Here is a 17,532-nt window from a genome sequence, read left to right on the forward strand (position 1 = left end):
CCGGCGCGGTGATCAACGGACACAGCCGGGGCCGTTACCTGGACGACCCGTTCTTCGAGCCCATCCTGGCCCGCGCGGCCGCCCTGCAAGCACCGATCTACCTGCATCCGACCATCCCGCCGGCGGGCGTCATCGAGTCCAGCTACGCCGGCTTCGCCGAGCCCGTCACGTTCGCGCTGGCCACGGTGGGCTGGGGGTGGCACATCAATACCGCCACCCACGCGCTGCGGATGATTCTCGGCGGCGTGTTCGACCGCCACCCGTCGTTGCAGATCATCATCGGGCACATGGGTGAAGCGACGTCGTTCATGCTCCCGCGTTTCGACGCAACGCTGACACCGGATTTGACCGGCCTGCGACGCCCCGTGAGTTCCTATCTGCGCGAGAACTTCCACTACACGTTCGCCAACTTCAATGACCACGCCACGTACGCGAACCTGGTGGCGCAGGTGGGGATCGAACGCGTGGCCTTCTCCGCCGACTATCCGTTCGGGTCGATGGTCGCCGCCCGCGCCTTCCTCGACGGCTTGCCGCTGTGCGATCACGAGCGGGCCGCGATCAGCCACCGCAACGCCGAAAAGCTACTCGGCCTCTAGCGGCCCGAACAGATCCGTGACCGGTCGATCACGCGGTGATAAACCCGGACCATCGGCTCTGCATCGATAGCCGCGCCGGAACAGGACTTTCGCCTCCCGGTGCGTAACCTAAGTGCCGCTATTTCGAATCGTCTGGGGAGCGGCGGGTGCGGTTTTCGGAGAATGTGCGGCGGAGCCTGGCCGGTGGTTCGCTGCTGCTCGTAGCCCTGCTGGCCAGTTCAGAGCTGGTCTCTGGCTGCAGCTCCGTCATCGGCGGCCGGCCGGTGGCCTCGCCCGGAGCGGGTCCCACCGAACCGTCATTCCCCACCCCCAGATCCACTCCGCCGTCGGCCACCGCCACCCCCGCGCCGGGCCCGTCCACTGCGCCGGCGAACCCGACCAATCCAGCGGGAGCCATCCCGCTGCCGCCCGACCAGAACGGTTACGTCTTCATCGAGACCAAATCCGGCGTGACGCGCTGCCAGATCAACAGGGAGACCGTCGGCTGTGAGGCGCCGTTCACCAACTCACCGCTGCAGGACGGTGAGCACGCCAACGGGGTCAGCATCAACAGCGACGGCAAAGTGCAGTGGGTGCTGGGCAACCTGGGCGCCATCCCGACCGTCACCATCGACTACAAGACCTACGCGGCGCAGGGCTGGACGATCGTCGCCACCGCCGACGGCACCCGCTTCACGAACGACCAGACCAAGCACGGCATGTTCGTCAGCATCGAGAAGGTCAGCACGTTCTAGGGGCCTGAAACGCCGAATCATTCGGGCTACGGCGCGATCCGGCCGGCTGAGCCGGCCGTCCGGCATCAGGTGCCGAACGACTTGTCGCGCAACCGAATTGTCAACGGGTGAAGTCCGACGGTCGAAATTTCCCCTCAGACAGCTGGTTTTCGATCTCCTCCAGGCTCTTACCGGTGAGGTCGGGCATGCGGAAGTACACGAAGACCCACGCCGCCAGGTTGAACAACGCGTAGAGCCACATCGAGGGCCCGACCCCGATCGCTTTGATGAGCGACAGCATCGTCAACGTGATTACGAGGTTGGTCCCCCACAGTGTCGCCGACTGCACGGCGGTGGCGGCCGGGCGCACCGCCAGCGGATAAGTCTCCGAGCCGGTCAGCCAGCCCATCAGCTGTAGGCCGCCGCCATTGAACAGCATGAAGGCGGTCAGGCAGATCATGATGTAGGGAATCACCTCGTGACCGCTGCCGCTGGTCACGAACAGCAGACCCAGCACGAACAGGCTGATCGCCGCACCCGGCACCATGATGAGGGTGAGCCGGCGCCGACCCACCCGGTCGATGATGGCCAGCCCGATCAGTTGGGCGATCAGGTAGGTCGCACCCAAGCCCACCGATACCCACAGAGCGACGGACCTGTACACGCCGTCGTCGGTCAATATGGTCGGCGAGTAGTAGATGATCATCTCGATGCCGCTGAGCTGGGTGAACACCGCGATGCCGCAACCCAGGACCAGGGCCGGGCGCACCCAGGCGGCGCGCAGCCCACCCCACCCTCGGGTACTGGCCGTGTGTTCGACGCGTGCGAGTTCAATCGCTTCGTCCAGCTCGCTACCCACGTCGTAGCCCTCGGGCCGGACCTGTTCCAATACCGCTTGCGCGGCGTGTCGATCACCTTGCTTGACCAGCCAGCGCGGACTTTCCGGCAGGCGCAGCAACAGCCACAGCATGATCGCCGCGGGTACGCACGCGATCCCGATCGGCCCTCGCCAGGAGATCGAGTCGGAGACCCCGACGAGGGTAGCGACGAGGAGGCCAACCCCGATGGCGATCTGGAAGCACAGCACCAACCGCCCCCGGTAGGCCGGTGGCGAGAGTTCGGCGACATACATCGGTGCCGTCTGCGTCGCCCCGCCGACCGCGAAGCCCAGGACCAGCCTTCCCAGCGACAGCGCAACGGAATCGGGCGCGTCGGCGCACCACAGCGCGCCGACGATGAACACCACCGCCAGCATCAACAGGGTGCCGCGACGGCCGCGCAGATCGGAAAGCCAACTACACGTCAATGCCCCGATGATGGCGCCGAGCAGGATGCTGGCGGCGATCACCTGCTGCCAGCCCTCGGTGATGTTGAAGTCCTGGGTGAGCTGCAAGAGCGCCCAGGAGATGACACCGGTGTCGTAGCCGTACAGCATCCCCGAGATCGCCGCGACGAGCGCGATGATGACCACGCCGCTCGTCAGTTGTTTTCCCTCGCCGCCACCGGCTGCGCCCTGCGATACTTCCGCGTTGGCCATACCGGTGACGCCGGAGCGGAGGTGACGAACCCCGGGCTGGTCGGCGGGCCGGCCGGGCATCGTCATCGCCTCCCAATGCTCGGATTTCCTGGTCGCTCGCCGCGCTTTTCATAGCCCGATGCCATAACCGCTGTCGCATGGCTGCGCCTGTTGGTCGCTGGTGCGGTCAATGAACGGGTATCCAGCTCGCTTCGGTTGCTGGTTGGTCCGCCCGGGCCCGGCAAACGCGGCGCCTGTTACGGGCTTGCCGCTTGACTTCCAATATCGAAACGGGACGCGAGCCCGTCACGAATTGCACGAAAGTCGAGGTGACGCGGCGATCGTTGTTATTGTACTAAAACGTTTTTCGGCCGAAGAAGCCTCTCGATACGGTCAACACCTTCTGAGCCGGCGATCCGGTCAGAACTTGGAGCCAAGTCCCGCGATCAGATTGATCGTCACAGCCAACACAACCGCCCCGAGCAGGTAAGACAGCAGCGCATGCCGCAATACCGTCGCCCTGATCGAGGTCAAGCCGATCTCGGTGTCTGACACCTGGTAGGTCATGCCGACGGTGAAGGCGAGATAGGCGAAATCCCGGAAGCGGGGCGGCTCAGGATCGTGAAAGTTGATGCCGCCCGGGTCATCCGAGTAGTAGAGCCGCGCGTAGTGCACGGCGTACAGCGTGTGCACGGCGACCCAGGACGCCGCGACCGTCAGGACGCCGAGGATGGCGGCGGCCACGGCTTCGCGCCCCGAGCGCGAGCCCGCGGCCACCACGTAGCCGACACCGCCCAGGCTCGCGACGCTCGCCGACAGGATGACCGCGTCGGCGACCCAGCGGGTCGGATCCTCCCGCGTCGACCAGCGGCAGGTCTGCTCGGCATCCATGCCGAGCAGGCTGAGGTGCGTCCACACCGCATACATTCCGGCGGTGATGATCCAGCCGGCCAACGCATAACGCCAACCGGCCGTATTGCCGACCGCGACAGCGCCGGCGACCCCGAGGACCACGCAGACCGATATCCGGACCGCGACCGTGTCTCGCAACAACTTCACCAGGGAATCCACGCCCTTGACCTAACCACCACGCGGATCGTCAGCCCACGTCTTCGGCGCACCGCCGCGTCGTTCAGGGCCGGCATGAGGAGATTGGCAGGTGCGGTTAGTACCATCGGTGCCGTGGCATCCAATGGCCCGCGCGACGACTTCCACAACCAGCCGACGCAGCATGGCGACTTCGGCGCGGCCGAACAGCCGCCGACCGGCCAGATTCCGTCATCCGGTCGCCCGCCGAACCCGCCCGAGGGGTTCGAGCAACCCGGCGACGTCGACCCGTTCGACCAGGAGGCCGAGCCGACTCCCTGGTACCGCAGGCCCGGAATGCTCGTCGCGTGGCTGGTCTCCGTCGTCATCCTGATCGCGTTGATCGTCTTCGGCATCATCCAGCTCATGCACGGACAACAGAGCGTCAACCACAATCCGAAAACGACGACAAGCACCACGACCACCACCACGTCGACGACCCCGACGACGACCACCCCCACCACCGCGCCCAGCAGCGCAGAGGAACCACCCGCGCAGCAGCCGACCCAGCAGCAGCCGCCTCAACAGCAGCCCACCGGAGGACAGACCCAACAGCCGTCGCATCACCACCATTTGCCGCAGCTGCCGTCGGTGATCACCGTTCCGGGGGTGCCGAATCCGGTCACGGTGCCGCCTGGGCTGCGTTAGCGAGCCGGTGGCGAACCCGATTCAAGGTTGCACCGCACCGCGCCGGCGAAGCCCTACACTCGCTGCAATCCACGGTCGCTACGGCGAGCACCGCCGCGCGACGGCAACGGGACGACTGACACAGGGGTGTAGCAGATGAGCGAGTCGCTCGGGCTGTCTATCGGGGTGGCCAACCTGGTGGCTGCCCGCGCGGGCGGCGCTCCGATAACCCGCAGCTCCGTGCTGACGTTGTTCGAACAGCGACCCACCGAAGTTGGCCTGCCGGAAGAAAATCCGAATCTGACCGAACCGGGACTGGTGCTGCGGGGTTTCGTCGAACGCGTTGGCGACCGCGCGCCATTGGTGGCGGCCGACGGCACCAAGTACCTCGGCGCGGCGCTGACGGTCGAGGCGATCGAGGCCATGGCCCGCGCGGTCGGCTACGGGTCACCGATCACCATCGCGGTGCCCGCCTACTGGTCCCGCGACCAGTTCGCGGCGCTGCGTGAGGAGTTCTTCGCCCAGTCGGACCTGGCGCGCGGCGGGGCGGCGCCGATGCTGGTTTCCGATGCCACGGCCGCGCTCGCGGCGCTGCGCGGCACGCCGGGATTCAGGGCCGACGGCGTTATCGCCCTGTGCGACTTCGGCGCCGCTGGCACCACGGTCACCCTGATGGATGCCGGGGCCGGCTTCGCGTCGGTGGGTCCGGTCGCGCGGTACACCGATTTCTCCGGCGACGCGATCGATCAGCTCATCCTGGATCACCTGCTGTCCGCCGACGTCAGCACCGCCATGCTCGGCGGCGCCGCGCGGGTCGGGTCGCAGACCCGCCTGCTCGCCGCGTGCCGGCGCGCCAAGGAGCAACTGTCGACCGCGGGTGTGGGCACCATCGCCGGGGCCAGCGACGAGGGTGCCCAGCTGTCCCGCACCGAATTCGAGCAATTGATCTCCGCACCGCTGGACCGGTTCCTCGCGTGGGTCGACGAGTCCTTGCGGCGCAACGCGATTCCGAACACCAGGCTCAGCGCCATGGCGATCGCCGGCGGTGGCGCGAACATCCCGTTGCTCAAGGCGCGCTTGTCGCAACGGTTCGGGGTACCGGTGCACAGCACCGCGCAGCCGGCGCTCAGCGCCGCCCTCGGTGCGGCGGTGCTCGGCCCGCATTACGCGTCGGGCGGCGCTCCGACCGCCGCGGCCGCCGCCGTGGAAGCGCCGACCGAAATGGTCGGCACCACCGGGCTGGACATGACCCAGGCCGCGTGGGGAGCCCAGGCCACCGACGTGGACGACGCTCTGGCGTGGTCGCAGGACGCCGACCACGACGAGCCGGTGCCCTATACCGGGCGCGACGCGACCGGCGAGTACGCCAGTGAGGCAAGGGAATTCGACGGTGCGACCGGCAGTCACTACGCCCCCGCCCCGGGGCGATTGCCCTGGTACAAGCGCACGGCGCTGGTGTTGAGCGTGGCCGGGGCGGCCGCGGCGGTGCTGGTGGCCCTGATCTTGGCGATCAACCTGTTGCTCACCAAGTCCACACCGGTCCGCCCCACGTCGCCGCCCAGCCAACCGCCGCAAACCGTGACCATCACCGGGCCGAACGACAGCACCACCGTCACCGTGATCCCAGCGCCCCCGCCGCCGTCCACCGAGCCGTCGGCCACCACCACGACGCCCGCGCCGGCGCCGTCGACCACCGCCACGACCACGACGTCCGCGCCGCCGAGCACTACCACCACCACGACGGCCGCCCCCACCACTACGTCGCAGGCGACCACCACCGCGGCACCGACGACCACGCGCGGGCGGCCCCTGCCGCCAATCTTCGGGCGCTGACGGGAACAGTTCCAAGCCCCGCGGCAACGGTTATTCAACGAAGTTTGGTGGCGCTCATCACTTCGTATGCGTCGCCTCCGGTGAATGGGTATTAACCAGCAGGCCAGGGGCATGGCGAACTGCCAAGTTAGGGCAGCCTTTCTCGCGCTGAAAGCCGCGGAGATGTAACTATGAGCGGGGCTCAAGCAGGCAAATACAACGCAGGCTGATTCAACTATTCATTGGGGAGACCTTCTGTGACTACGCAGATGCTCATCAGACTGGTCGTGGGCATGGGCATGACGCTGCTGGTGGTCGCGCTGGCGGCGCGGCGGGTCCTGTGGCTGTTCAAGCTGGTCACGGCGGGCAAGCCGGCGCCGGGTCACACGGACGACCCGGGCAGGCGAATCTGGACGGAGATCGCCGAGGTCTTCGGCCAGCGCCGCCTGCTGAAGTGGTCGATCCCCGGCCTGGCCCACTTCTTCACGATGTGGGGCTTCTTCATACTGCTCACCGTTTACATCGAGGCCTATGGGCTGCTCTTCCAGGACAACTTCCACATCCCGATCATCGGCCGATGGGACGCGCTGGGCTTCCTGCAGGACTTCTTCGCAACGGCCGTGTTCCTCGGGATCACCACCTTCGCGATCATCCGGTTGATGCGCAGCCCGCGCGAGATCGGCCGCTCGTCGCGGTTCTACGGCTCGCACACGGGCGGCGCCTGGCTGATTCTGTTCATGATCTTCAACGTCATCTGGACCTACGTGCTGGTCCGCGGGTCGGCGGTGAACAACGGCACGCTGCCCTACGGCAACGGCGCGTTCCTGTCGCAGCTGTTCGGCACGATCCTGCACCCACTGGGCCAGCCCGCCAACGAGATCATCGAGACGACGGCCCTGCTGCTGCACATCGGGGTCATGCTGGCCTTCCTGTTGATCGTGCTGCACTCCAAGCACCTGCACATTTTCTCGGCGCCGATCAATGTCATCTTCAAGCGGCTGCCCGACGGGCTCGGCCCGCTGCTGCCGATCGAGGCCGATGGCAAGCCGATCGACTTCGAAAACCCGCCCGACGACGCCGAATTCGGCCGTGGCAAGGTCGAAGACTTCAGCTGGAAGGCGATGCTGGACTTCGCCACCTGTACCGAGTGCGGGCGCTGTCAGTCGCAGTGTCCGGCGTGGAACACCGGCAAGCCGCTGTCTCCCAAGCTCGTCATCATGGACCTGCGCGACCACTGGATGGCCAAGGCGCCCTACATCCTGGGCGACAAGGAGTCACCCGCCGAGAACACCCCCGAGGGCGGGGTCGGCGAGGAGCTGTCCGGCGAGCAGCACGCCGAGGCCCACCACGTCCCCGAGTCCGGCTTCGGCCGCGTGCTGGGTTCTGGCCCCGAGCAGGCGACCCGGCCCCTGGTCGGCACCGTCGAGCAGGGCGGCGTCATCGACCCCGACGTGCTGTGGTCGTGTGTGACCTGTGGGGCCTGCGTCGAACAGTGCCCGGTGGACATTGAGCACGTCGATCACATCGTCGACATGCGGCGCTACCAGGTGATGATGGAATCGGAGTTCCCGTCCGAGCTGTCCGTGCTGTTCAAGAACCTGGAGACCAAGAGCAACCCGTGGGGCCAGAACGCGTCGGACCGGACCAACTGGATTGACGAGGTCGACTTCGACGTCCCGGTCTACGGCGAGGACGTCGACAGCTTCGACGGCTTCGAGTACCTGTTCTGGGTGGGTTGCGCCGGCGCCTACGACGACAAGGCCAAGAAGACCACCAAGGCCGTCGCCGAACTGCTGGCCATCGCCGGGGTCAAGTACCTGGTGCTCGGGGCCGGCGAAACCTGCAATGGCGACTCCGCGCGCCGCTCCGGCAACGAGTTCCTCTTCCAGCAGCTGGCCGCCCAGGCCGTCGAAACACTGGACGGGGTGTTCGAGGGCGTCGAGACCGTCGACCGCAAGATCGTTGTCACCTGCCCGCACTGTTTCAACACGCTGGGCCGCGAATACCGGCAGCTGGGCTCCAACTACAGCGTGCTGCACCACACCCAGCTGCTCAACCGGCTGATTCGAGACAACAAGCTGGTGCCGGTGACCCCCGTGTCGCAGGACATCACCTATCACGACCCGTGCTACCTGGGCCGGCACAACAAGGTGTATGAGGCGCCACGCGAGCTGATCGGGGCCGCGGGAGCGAACCTGACGGAGATGCCGCGGCATGCCGAGCGCAGCTTCTGCTGCGGAGCGGGCGGCGCGCGGATGTGGATGGAAGAGCACATCGGCAAGCGGATCAACCACGAACGCGTGGACGAGGCGTTGGCCACCGGCGCCGCAACCATCGCCACCGGTTGTCCCTTCTGCCGGGTGATGGTCACCGACGGTGTCAACGACCGGCAGGAAGAGGCAGGACGCAGCGGTGTCGAGGTCCTCGACGTTGCGCAGATCCTGCTGGGGTCCCTCGAGTACGACAAGGCGACGCTGCCAGAGAAGGGTACGGCCGCCAGGGAGGCCGAGAAGCGGGCGGCGCAGGCGCCCAAGGCCTCGACAGCCACGGCGCCCGCCGAAGCGCCGGCCGAGGCGCCCGCCGCGGCCGAGGCGGCCCCGAAGTCCGAGGCCACCGCGGCTCCCGCCGCGCCCGTCAAAGGGCTGGGCATCGCCGGCGGCGCGAAGAAGCCGGGCGCGAAGAAGGGCGCGCCGGCCGCCGAGGGGGCCAAGGCCGAGGCACCCGCCGCAGGCGGAGAAGCCAAGGCACCCGCCGCCCCGGCGAAGGGCCTGGGTCTGGCGGCGGGCGCCAAGCGGCCCGGTGCCAAGAAGGCGGCACCGGCGGCCGCGGCGCCCAAGGCCGAGGCAACCGCGGAAGCGACGCCCGAAGCCGAGACGACCGAAGCCGACACCGCGACCGAAGCCAAGGCACCCGCGGCCCCGGTCAAGGGCCTGGGCATCGCCGCGGGCGCCAAGCGGCCCGGCGCCAAGAAGGCGGCGCCGAAGACCGAGCAGCCCAAGGCCGAGGAGCCCAAGGCCGAGCAGCCCAAGGCCGAGGAGCCCAAGGCCGAGGCCAAACCCGAGGCGGCGCCTAAAGCGGACCCGGCAAGGCAGACCGACGGCGACGACGGACCCGAGCAGCCCCCGGTCAAAGGCCTGGGCATCGCCCGCGGGGCGCGTCCCCCCGGCAAGCGCTGACCTGCGTCTTCGCGGCTTGGCAGCAAAAATCAGTGGACAGTGGTGGCACCATTGGTGGTGTGACCACCCATCACGTGCCCCTGCACGCGTCGGCTCATCACCGGCCGCAGCGTAGTTTCGCGCAGTCGTCGAAGCTCCAGGACGTCCTTTACGAAATCCGCGGGCCCGTGCACGCGCACGCGGCACGGCTGGAGGCCGAGGGGCATCGCATCCTCAAGCTCAACATCGGCAACCCGGCGCCGTTCGGCTTCGAGGCGCCCGACGTGATCATGCGCGACATGATCCAGGCCCTGCCGTACGCCCAGGGGTACTCCGACTCGCGGGGCATCCTGCCCGCCCGCCGGGCGGTGGTCACGCGCTACGAGTTGGTCGACGGATTCCCCCGCTTCGACGTCGACGACGTCTATCTGGGCAATGGGGTCTCCGAGCTCATCACCATGACGTTGCAGGCCCTGCTCGACACCGGCGACGAAGTGCTGATCCCCTCGCCGGATTACCCGCTGTGGACGGCGTCGACCTCCCTTGCGGGCGGAACGCCCGTGCACTACCTGTGCGACGAGACACAGGGCTGGCAGCCCGACATCGCCGACATCGAGTCCAAGATCACCGACCGGACCAAGGCGCTGGTCGTGATCAACCCGAACAACCCGACTGGCGCGGTCTATACCAGCGAAGTCCTCACCCAGATGGTCGATCTGGCGCGCAGGCATGAGCTGTTGCTGCTCGCCGACGAGATCTACGACAAGATCCTTTACGACGACGCCAAGCACATCAACCTGGCCACACTGGCGCCGGACATGTTGTGCCTGACGTTCAACGGCCTGTCCAAGGCTTACCGGGTGGCCGGCTATCGGGCCGGCTGGCTGGCGATCACCGGACCCAAGGACCACGCCGAAAGTTTCATCGAGGGCATCAACCTGCTGGCCAACATGCGGCTGTGCCCCAATGTTCCGGCGCAGCACGCGATCCAGGTGGCCCTTGGCGGCTACCAGAGCATCGACGACCTGGTCCTGCCCGGCGGGCGGCTGCTCGAGCAGCGCGATGTCGCCTGGACCAAGCTCAACGAGATCCCGGGGGTGTCCTGCGTCAAACCCGCCGGCGCGCTCTACGCGTTTCCCCGGCTGGATCCCGAGGTCTACGACATCGAAGACGACGAACAGCTCGTGCTCGACCTACTGCTGCAGGAGAAGATCCTGGTTACCCAGGGCACCGGTTTCAACTGGCCGGCCCCGGATCATCTGCGCATCGTGACACTGCCCTGGGCCCGCGATCTGGCGGCCGCGATCGAGCGGCTGGGCAACTTCCTCGCCGGCTATCGACCGTAGGCATCCGCGCGGCCGCCTCTACGGTGGAGCGGGTGACGCACTTCCACTCGCACAGCACGCCGTCGGGTCCGTCCACGGTTGATCCGTTGCCCGCCAGGGTTGTTGTCGGGTTGTTGATCGCGATCGGCGTGGCGGTGGCCGCCGGCGCCGTCGTGCTCTGGCCGAGCCGACAGCACGTCGACATCCCGATGCCGCTGCAGAACGCGACCGGCGGCGCGGTGAGTACGCAGGGCGGGCACGTGCTGTCCAGCGGAGTGGGCGACTGCGGCAGCCCGTCGGTCAGCCAGGTCCTCACCGGTGCGCCGCAGCAGGCCCCGCCGGGCGCGGGACGGTGCGTTTTGACCCAGGTTTCGATCGATTCCGGACCAAACGCCGGGGCCCAGACACTCCTGGAGTCCTCCCCGGGTCCGGGTCAGCCGAAATTCGCTGTGGGCGACCACATTCGGCTCGTCCGTCAGGTCGACGACCAGGGCACCACCAGCTATGCGTTCTACGACTTCGAACGCGGCTGGGCGCTGGGCGGTTTGGCGATCGCATTCGCGGTGGTGATCGTGGCCGTGGCCCGCTGGCGCGGGCTGCTGGCGCTGGTGGGCATCGTGGTCGCGTTCGTGGTGCTGGTGACGTTCCTCCTGCCGGCGCTGCGCGACGGCGCTCCGGCGGTTCCGGTGGCGCTGGTGGCGTCGGCGGCGATCCTGTACGCGGTGATCTATCTCGCGCACGGGGTGAACCTGCGGACCAGCGCCGCACTGCTGGGCACCCTGTCAGCGCTGCTGCTCGCCGCCGGATTATCATGGGCGGCAATACAGTTGGCGCACCTGACCGGGCTGTCGGACGAACAGAACAGCACCGTCAGCGCGTATCTGGGCAGCGTGTCGATCGGCGGCCTGCTGCTCGCCGGCTTCATCATCGGGTCGCTGGGCGTGCTCAACGATGTGACGGTGACCCAGGCCTCGACCGTGTTCGAGCTTGCCCACCTCGGGGGCTCGCGGCGGGCGATTTTTTTGGGCGCCATCCGCGTCGGCCGAGATCACATCGCCAGCACGGTCTACACGCTGGTGCTGGCATACGCGGGCAGTTCGCTGCCGCTGCTGTTGCTGTTCAGCGTCGCCAACCGGTCATTGACCGACGTGCTGACCAGCGAGAGTGTGGCGATCGAGATCGCCCGCTCGGCGGTTGGTGGGATGGCGCTGGCGCTCTCGGTGCCGTTGACGACGGCGATCGCCGCGGTGCTGGCCAAACCTACTGAAATCGACTCCGCTCCAACAGGTCCAGCAGATAGCCGCCGTAGCCGGACTTGAGCAGCCCATGTGCACGCTCGGCCAGCTCGTCGTCGGTGATCCAGCCTCGCCGCCACGCCACCTCCTCGGGGACGCTGACCTTCAGGCCCTGCCGTCGCTCCAGGGTGCGCACGAAATCGCTGGCGTCTAGCAGCGAGTCGAACGTCCCGGTGTCCAGCCAGGCCGTGCCGCGGGCCATCACCTCGACCGAAAGCCGGCCCCTGCTCAGATAGATCTGGTTGACCTCGGTGATCTCGTACTCACCGCGCGCCGATTTCTTCAGGCCCTTCGCGATCTCGACCACGTCGTTGTCGTAGAAGTACAAACCCGGCACCGCATAGTTGGATTTCGGCGTCTTGGGCTTCTCCTCCAGCGACAGCGCCCTGCCGTCGTCGCTGAACTCGACGACGCCGTATGCCGAGGGGTTGGCGACCCAGTATGCGAAAACCGCTCCCCCGGTTACGGATTGGAAGCGGCTCAGGCTGGTGCCCAGGCCCGGGCCGTAGAAGATGTTGTCTCCCAACACCAACCCCACCGCATCGTTGCCGATGTGCCTGGCGCCCAAGACGAACGCCTGGGCCAGGCCATCCGGCTCTTCCTGCGCTACGTAGGTGATGTTGACGCCGAACTGCGAGCCGTCGCCCAGCAGTCGCTGGAATCCGGGCGCGTCATGTGGCGTGGTGATCACCAGGATGTCGCGGATTCCGGCCATCATCAGGGTGGACAGCGGGTAGTAAACCATCGGTTTGTCATAGACCGGCAGCAGCTGCTTACTTATCCCCGTGGTGATCGGATGCAGGCGGGTGCCCGATCCGCCGGCCAAGATGATTCCGCGCATTAATTCAGCTCCTGTTGCCGTGATCGGCCCTATTCGACGGCGTCGGCCTCGGTGAGCTCGGTGGCCGCCAGCGCCGTCGCCAGGCTGTCGTGCCGGAAGACCGAGGTGACATGGTCACGAACAACGCGGAATGCCAGCGCGTCGGTGGCCGCGCCGGGACCGTCAGGACTGCCCAGTTTTTGTTCGGCGACGACGACGCCGTCATGCACATACAGCTGGCCGAGCTGCGCTGTCGACCGGTGCGAGGTGGCCCAGTCGCGCAGCGCCTGATGGCCCTGCGCGGCGCCGTGCGCGTCGCCGATCTCGATGTCTTCGCTGGACAAGGACTCCAGGGTGGCCAGGTCAGAAGCGCTGAGTGCGTCGTGCCATGCCAGTACGGTTGCGATCTCCGATGTGGTCATGGTGTGCAAGTTACCGTGCGATCCCTCGCCTAGAGAGGCGTACGGGCCAACCAGCGCTCCCACACGGCGTCGTCACCGAACAGCTCGATGCCCGTCTCGGCCAGCGGCCGACGGCGCAGAATCGCCAGCAGCAACTCGGTCGCGCCACCGCGAAGCGCGGCGCTGCCCTTGCCGTGTTGGTGCGACCAGGTGATCCGGCCCTGCTCGACGGCGATCGTCCACTCGCCGTCGTCCCCCAACCCGGCATCGGTGGCGTGCAGATGCAGAGTGTCGCCCTCCTCGAGCGGAAGCGGAGCGCCCTCCCCACCGGCCTGGAGCGCCACCCGCTCCAGCCATTCGGTGATCCCGTCGGCGGCCACGCCCGGTTCCAGAGCGAAATCGCTGCCCAGTGCGATCGCCGCGTCGGCGCGGTGCACCGCGACCTCGTGCAGGCGGCGCCGGACCCACCAGTTCGCCGGGCGCGCCCCGAGGAAGGTCCAGACCGGTGTTTCCACACCGGTCAGCTCGACCGCGTCGATCAGCCGCTGAGCACCGCCATGCAGCCAGGCAATGGCGCCGGCCGGATCGGGCGGTGGCTTGCCGCCCTCCACCGTGCGGGGATCGACGTAGCTGTCGAGTCGCTCGCGCACTATCTGTGCCGCCCAGCGATCGCCGCGACCGACGTGCCGAAATAGTTGGCGCAGGGTCCAGCCGGGGCAGGTGGGCACCGGCGTCGCCTCATCGACATCCTGAAAAAGCTCTGCGAAGGCTCGATTCTCCTCGAGGAATGCGCCGGCGAAGTCCACGCGGGTCACGCTACCCGCATGGCGTGCGCACCGGCACGCCCACAAGCCGCCTCCCCCTCCGACTTTCGCCGAAATGGTGAACGCGGCGCAGCATGCACCCCCAGCCACCGCGACACCGCGACACCGGCAAGCAGCCCTTCGCCCACCGCAACACCCGCCAGCAAGCAACCGGGTGCCCGCACCGCGACCCGCAAGTGTCGACCCGTTCTCCTAGGGTCGCGGGGCGCCCAGTCGGTATACCCGCCAGCCCGCTCGCCGCCAGCGGGCGGTTTCCAGGCAGTTGCGGCCGTCCACGATGACGCGGGCCCGCACGCGGTCGGTTAGGTCGTTCGGGTCCATCTCGACGAATTGGCGCCACTCGGTGAGCACCAGGACCGCATCCGCTCGCTCGCAGGCCTCTTCGACCGAGACGGCGTAGTTCAGAGTTGGGAACAGGCGCTGCGCGTTGTCGAGGGCCTTGGGGTCATAGACGTTCACCGCCGCCCCGTTGAGCTGCAGCTGGCCGGCGACGTTTAGCGCGGGCGAGTCACGCACATCGTCCGATTCAGGCTTGAACGCCGCGCCTAGCACCGCAACGTTGGCGCCCAGCAGCGAGCCACCACAGGCCGCGCTGGCCAGCTCCACCATCCGCGTGCGGCGCCGCATGTTGATGCTGTCCACCTCGCGCAGGAACGTCAGTGCCTGGTCGGCCCCCAGCTCGCCGGCGCGCGCCATGAACGCGCGGATGTCCTTTGGCAGGCATCCGCCGCCGAAACCCAAACCGGCATTGAGGAATTGGCGTCCGATCCGGGCATCGTAGCCGAGCGCATCCGCCAACAGGCTGACGTCCGCGCCCGCCGCCTCGCACACCTCGGAAATTGCGTTGATGAATGAAATCTTGGTCGCCAGAAAGGCATTGGCGGAAACCTTGACCAACTCCGCAGTCTGTAGATCCGTCACCAAAAATGGAACTCCAGCCTCGAGCATCGGCCCATACAGCTCCCGAACGGCGGCCTCAGCGCGGGTCGAATCCTCGTTCACGCCCAGCACAATCCGATCCGGATTGAGGGTGTCTTGCACCGCGTAGCCTTCACGCAGAAATTCTGGGTTCCAGGCGATTTCGACATGGACACCCTCCGGCGCCAGCGCGGCGGCCCGCTGGTTCAACTCGGCCGCGGTGCCCACCGGAACGGTCGACTTGCCAACCAGCACCGCCGAACTCGTCAACCGCGGCACCAGCGCATCGATGACGGCATAGACATGGCGCAGGTCGGCGCCGTATTCGCCCTTCTTCTGCGGTGTGCCTACGCCCAGGAAATGCACGTCAGCGAAGTCGGCCGCCATGTCGTAGTCGGTGGTGAACCGCAGGCGGTCCGCAGCCAGGCCCTCCTGCAACAGCTTTCGCAGGCCGGGCTCGTAAAAGGGAATGTCGCCCCCGGCGAGCTTGGCCACTTTGCCGGGGTCGATATCGATCCCGAGCACGTCGTGCCCCAGTGCCGCCATCCCAACCGCGTGGGTGGCACCGAGATAACCGGTGCCGAACACGGTGCATCGCATACAACCGGTGTAGGTGCCCCCGATGAGCTAACCGCGTCGCGGGGCTAAGCGAAAGGCAAACGGCAGATGACAGGTGGTCGCCGTCAGGCGCTAGTGCCGACCGAAGCCGCCATGGCCTCCGCCGAAACCGGGGAAGCCGCCGCCGCCATGGCCCCCACCACCGCCGGGAAACCCGGGGAAGCCGCCGCCACCGTGCGGCCCGCCGCCGCCACCGTGCCCTCCCCCACCAGGCGGTCCACCGAAGCCCGGGCCACCCAAGCCCGGTATCGGCAGCGGAATGGGCACCGGAATCGGCGCCACCGCGGGCGGAGGCGGAGGCGGAGCCGCCGGAGCAGGGACCTCCGGCACCGGGATAGGAGCCGGAGCCGCTGGCGCTGGAGCAGGGGCCGGAGCCGCCGGCGCTGGGGCCGGAGCCGCCGGCGCTGGGGCCGGAGCCGCCGGCGCCGGAGCGGGCGCCTGCGGAACGGCCTCGGGGGCAGGCGCCGGGGCCGCGGGAGCCGGAGCCGGCCGGGTGGGCGCGACGACAACATTCTGGTTCGGGTCGGGTCGCACATTGGCCGTCGGCCGGATGGCGATGGCCAGCGACACGACAAGCGCCACCACGCCGATGACGAAGATCCCCGCCACCGCGGATCCGACCAGCCTGAACCGGCTGCGCTCGTGGTAATCCTCGTTGACAAGTGCCGTCGCGGCGGTCTGCGAGCCGGTGAAGAACTCGTCCGCGTCGTCGGGCACGGCGCTGTACGCGAGTCCCTCCGCGCCGGCTTCGACCGGGGTTTCGAAGTAGCCGGGCGCAATGGCGAACGGGTTGATCGCACCGGTACCGGGATCCTGCGCGTAAGCGAGCGCTGCGGTCGATGACGAGAACAGCGGAGCATGCGCCGACGCCAGGGCCGCACCGCGGGCCAGCGCAGTGTCCGGTTCCTCGGGCGCGGTCAGCGGCAGGGTTGTCGCCGCCTCCAACGCGGGCTTGATCAGCGGGATGTCGATCCCAGAGCCGACGACGAACACCGCGTCTGGACGTGTCTCCAGGTTTTCCGCGTTGGACACCATTGCGGCCAGCTGGGCGACCGCCGCCTCGTCATCCGCGGGCAGGGCCTGCCGTGAAACGTCGGTGATCGATCCGTCCGCGCTGTCGACGACCGCCAGCGTCGCGGTGTCGGGCTCGATGTACAGCAGCGCCGTCTGCGCGTAGTTGGTCCGATGGCCCACCGCCTGAGCCAGCGCCGCCGCGGCCAGGAAGGCCGAGACAAGCATCACATTTTCGACCTTGTGGGCTGCCAGCTTGTCGCGCAGTGCGGCGGCCTCGAGAGGGTCGGTGAACGTAACGCCGGTCGATGCCAGCTGATAGCCGCCTTCCGTTGCGCCCTGACGCGTCCCCAAGATGGCCGAGACTACCTGGTCCGAGGCGGCTACCGTTGCTGCATCGTCAGCCGGGGCGACGTCGAAATTGTCTTCATCGACGGTCGCACCATCGCCGTTTTCCCCCTCGACCAGCACCATCCGGACTGCGGTCGGCGCCATCGACACACCCAATACGGTGTCCAAAGCTCCTCCAATTAGTCGGTTGCTAGCCATTCACGGCGGGGACGGGCTCGTCGCACGATCCATATGGCGCGAAACCTCGCCAAGGTCCCACCGGTATTCCCCTTAAGACCCGACTTTACGCGCGTCCAGCCCTCGGGCGGTGGCCCGGGACCGGCCCGAACCGGCCTACGGCAACGGAATTTGAGTGCCCAGGTGGCGGTGCAGCCAATCATCCCAGTGTTGGTGGTCACAGCGGCGAGGGTTGCGGTGCCGGCGGGGGCGCTTGGGTGGAGGTGCCAGCGGGGGCGGCATCGCTG

At 67.7% G+C, this 17,532-nt stretch carries 14 protein-coding genes; 7 read left to right on the top strand and 7 right to left on the bottom strand.

Annotated features, from left to right (window positions below; genetic code table 11):
- Together A5686_RS24525 and A5686_RS24530 are read left to right on the top strand one after the other, a co-directional pair.
- Positions 1-596: amidohydrolase family protein (locus A5686_RS24525; protein ID WP_156750228.1), on the top strand; the 596-nt coding region annotated here is incomplete at its 5' end.
- Positions 597-742: 146 nt separating this feature from the next.
- On the top strand, positions 743-1,330 hold the full coding sequence (locus tag A5686_RS24530) for a hypothetical protein (protein ID WP_067939857.1): 588 nt from the start codon (positions 743-745) through the stop codon (positions 1,328-1,330).
- 100 nt (positions 1,331-1,430) lie between these two features.
- Here the strand turns inward: A5686_RS24530 and A5686_RS24535 are convergent, their stop codons facing one another.
- Both A5686_RS24535 and A5686_RS24540 read right to left on the bottom strand, forming a co-directional pair.
- The gene (locus A5686_RS24535; RefSeq protein ID WP_082947809.1) at positions 1,431-2,846 is read right to left on the bottom strand and encodes a sugar porter family MFS transporter; all 1,416 of its coding nucleotides are present in this window, start codon (positions 2,844-2,846) and stop codon (positions 1,431-1,433) included.
- 399 nt (positions 2,847-3,245) lie between these two features.
- Complete coding sequence (locus A5686_RS24540) at positions 3,246-3,896, bottom strand: DUF1345 domain-containing protein (protein ID WP_067939860.1); 651 nt, start codon at positions 3,894-3,896, stop codon at positions 3,246-3,248.
- A gap of 72 nt (positions 3,897-3,968) precedes the next feature.
- On the opposite strand from A5686_RS24540, the gene A5686_RS24545 reads away from it, so the two are divergent.
- The 5 genes from A5686_RS24545 (at position 3,969) to A5686_RS24565 (ending at position 12,149) form a co-directional block, all read left to right on the top strand.
- On the top strand, positions 3,969-4,559 hold the full coding sequence (locus A5686_RS24545; RefSeq protein ID WP_197520695.1) for a hypothetical protein: 591 nt from the start codon (positions 3,969-3,971) through the stop codon (positions 4,557-4,559).
- Positions 4,560-4,694: 135 nt separating this feature from the next.
- The gene (locus A5686_RS24550) at positions 4,695-6,371 is read left to right on the top strand and encodes an Hsp70 family protein (protein WP_067939864.1); all 1,677 of its coding nucleotides are present in this window, start codon (positions 4,695-4,697) and stop codon (positions 6,369-6,371) included.
- Positions 6,372-6,607: 236 nt separating this feature from the next.
- Positions 6,608-9,526, top strand: a complete 2,919-nt coding sequence (locus tag A5686_RS24555) for a heterodisulfide reductase-related iron-sulfur binding cluster (RefSeq protein ID WP_082947808.1) — start codon at positions 6,608-6,610, stop codon at positions 9,524-9,526.
- Between the two features lie 32 nt (positions 9,527-9,558).
- Positions 9,559-10,851, top strand: a complete 1,293-nt coding sequence (locus A5686_RS24560) for a pyridoxal phosphate-dependent aminotransferase (protein ID WP_067939868.1) — start codon at positions 9,559-9,561, stop codon at positions 10,849-10,851.
- Positions 10,852-10,883: 32 nt separating this feature from the next.
- The gene (locus A5686_RS24565) at positions 10,884-12,149 is read left to right on the top strand and encodes a YibE/F family protein (protein WP_067939882.1); all 1,266 of its coding nucleotides are present in this window, start codon (positions 10,884-10,886) and stop codon (positions 12,147-12,149) included.
- Here the strand turns inward: A5686_RS24565 and rfbA are convergent.
- The 5 genes from rfbA to A5686_RS24590 all read right to left on the bottom strand — a co-directional run bounded on the left by rfbA (position 12,091) and on the right by A5686_RS24590 (position 17,212).
- Positions 12,091-12,966, bottom strand: a complete 876-nt coding sequence (gene rfbA, locus A5686_RS24570; protein ID WP_067939870.1) for a glucose-1-phosphate thymidylyltransferase RfbA — start codon at positions 12,964-12,966, stop codon at positions 12,091-12,093. The two genes, A5686_RS24565 and rfbA, sit on opposite strands and share 59 nt — an antisense overlap.
- Positions 12,967-12,995: 29 nt before the next feature.
- On the bottom strand, positions 12,996-13,367 hold the full coding sequence (locus tag A5686_RS24575) for a hypothetical protein (RefSeq protein WP_067939874.1): 372 nt from the start codon (positions 13,365-13,367) through the stop codon (positions 12,996-12,998).
- A 29-nt stretch (positions 13,368-13,396) separates the two neighbouring features.
- Positions 13,397-14,152, bottom strand: coding sequence for a maleylpyruvate isomerase family mycothiol-dependent enzyme (locus A5686_RS24580; protein ID WP_067939884.1), 756 nt, complete (start codon positions 14,150-14,152; stop codon positions 13,397-13,399).
- A 210-nt stretch (positions 14,153-14,362) separates the two neighbouring features.
- Complete coding sequence (locus A5686_RS24585; RefSeq protein ID WP_067939876.1) at positions 14,363-15,688, bottom strand: UDP-glucose/GDP-mannose dehydrogenase family protein; 1,326 nt, start codon at positions 15,686-15,688, stop codon at positions 14,363-14,365.
- A 90-nt stretch (positions 15,689-15,778) separates the two neighbouring features.
- Positions 15,779-17,212, bottom strand: coding sequence for a hypothetical protein (locus A5686_RS24590; protein WP_231986474.1), 1,434 nt, complete (start codon positions 17,210-17,212; stop codon positions 15,779-15,781).
- Positions 17,213-17,532: the final 320 nt, after the last annotated feature.

The organism is Mycobacterium sp. E2479, assembly GCF_001667925.1.
In the GTDB taxonomy this organism is placed as follows: Bacteria; Actinomycetota; Actinomycetes; order Mycobacteriales; family Mycobacteriaceae; genus Mycobacterium.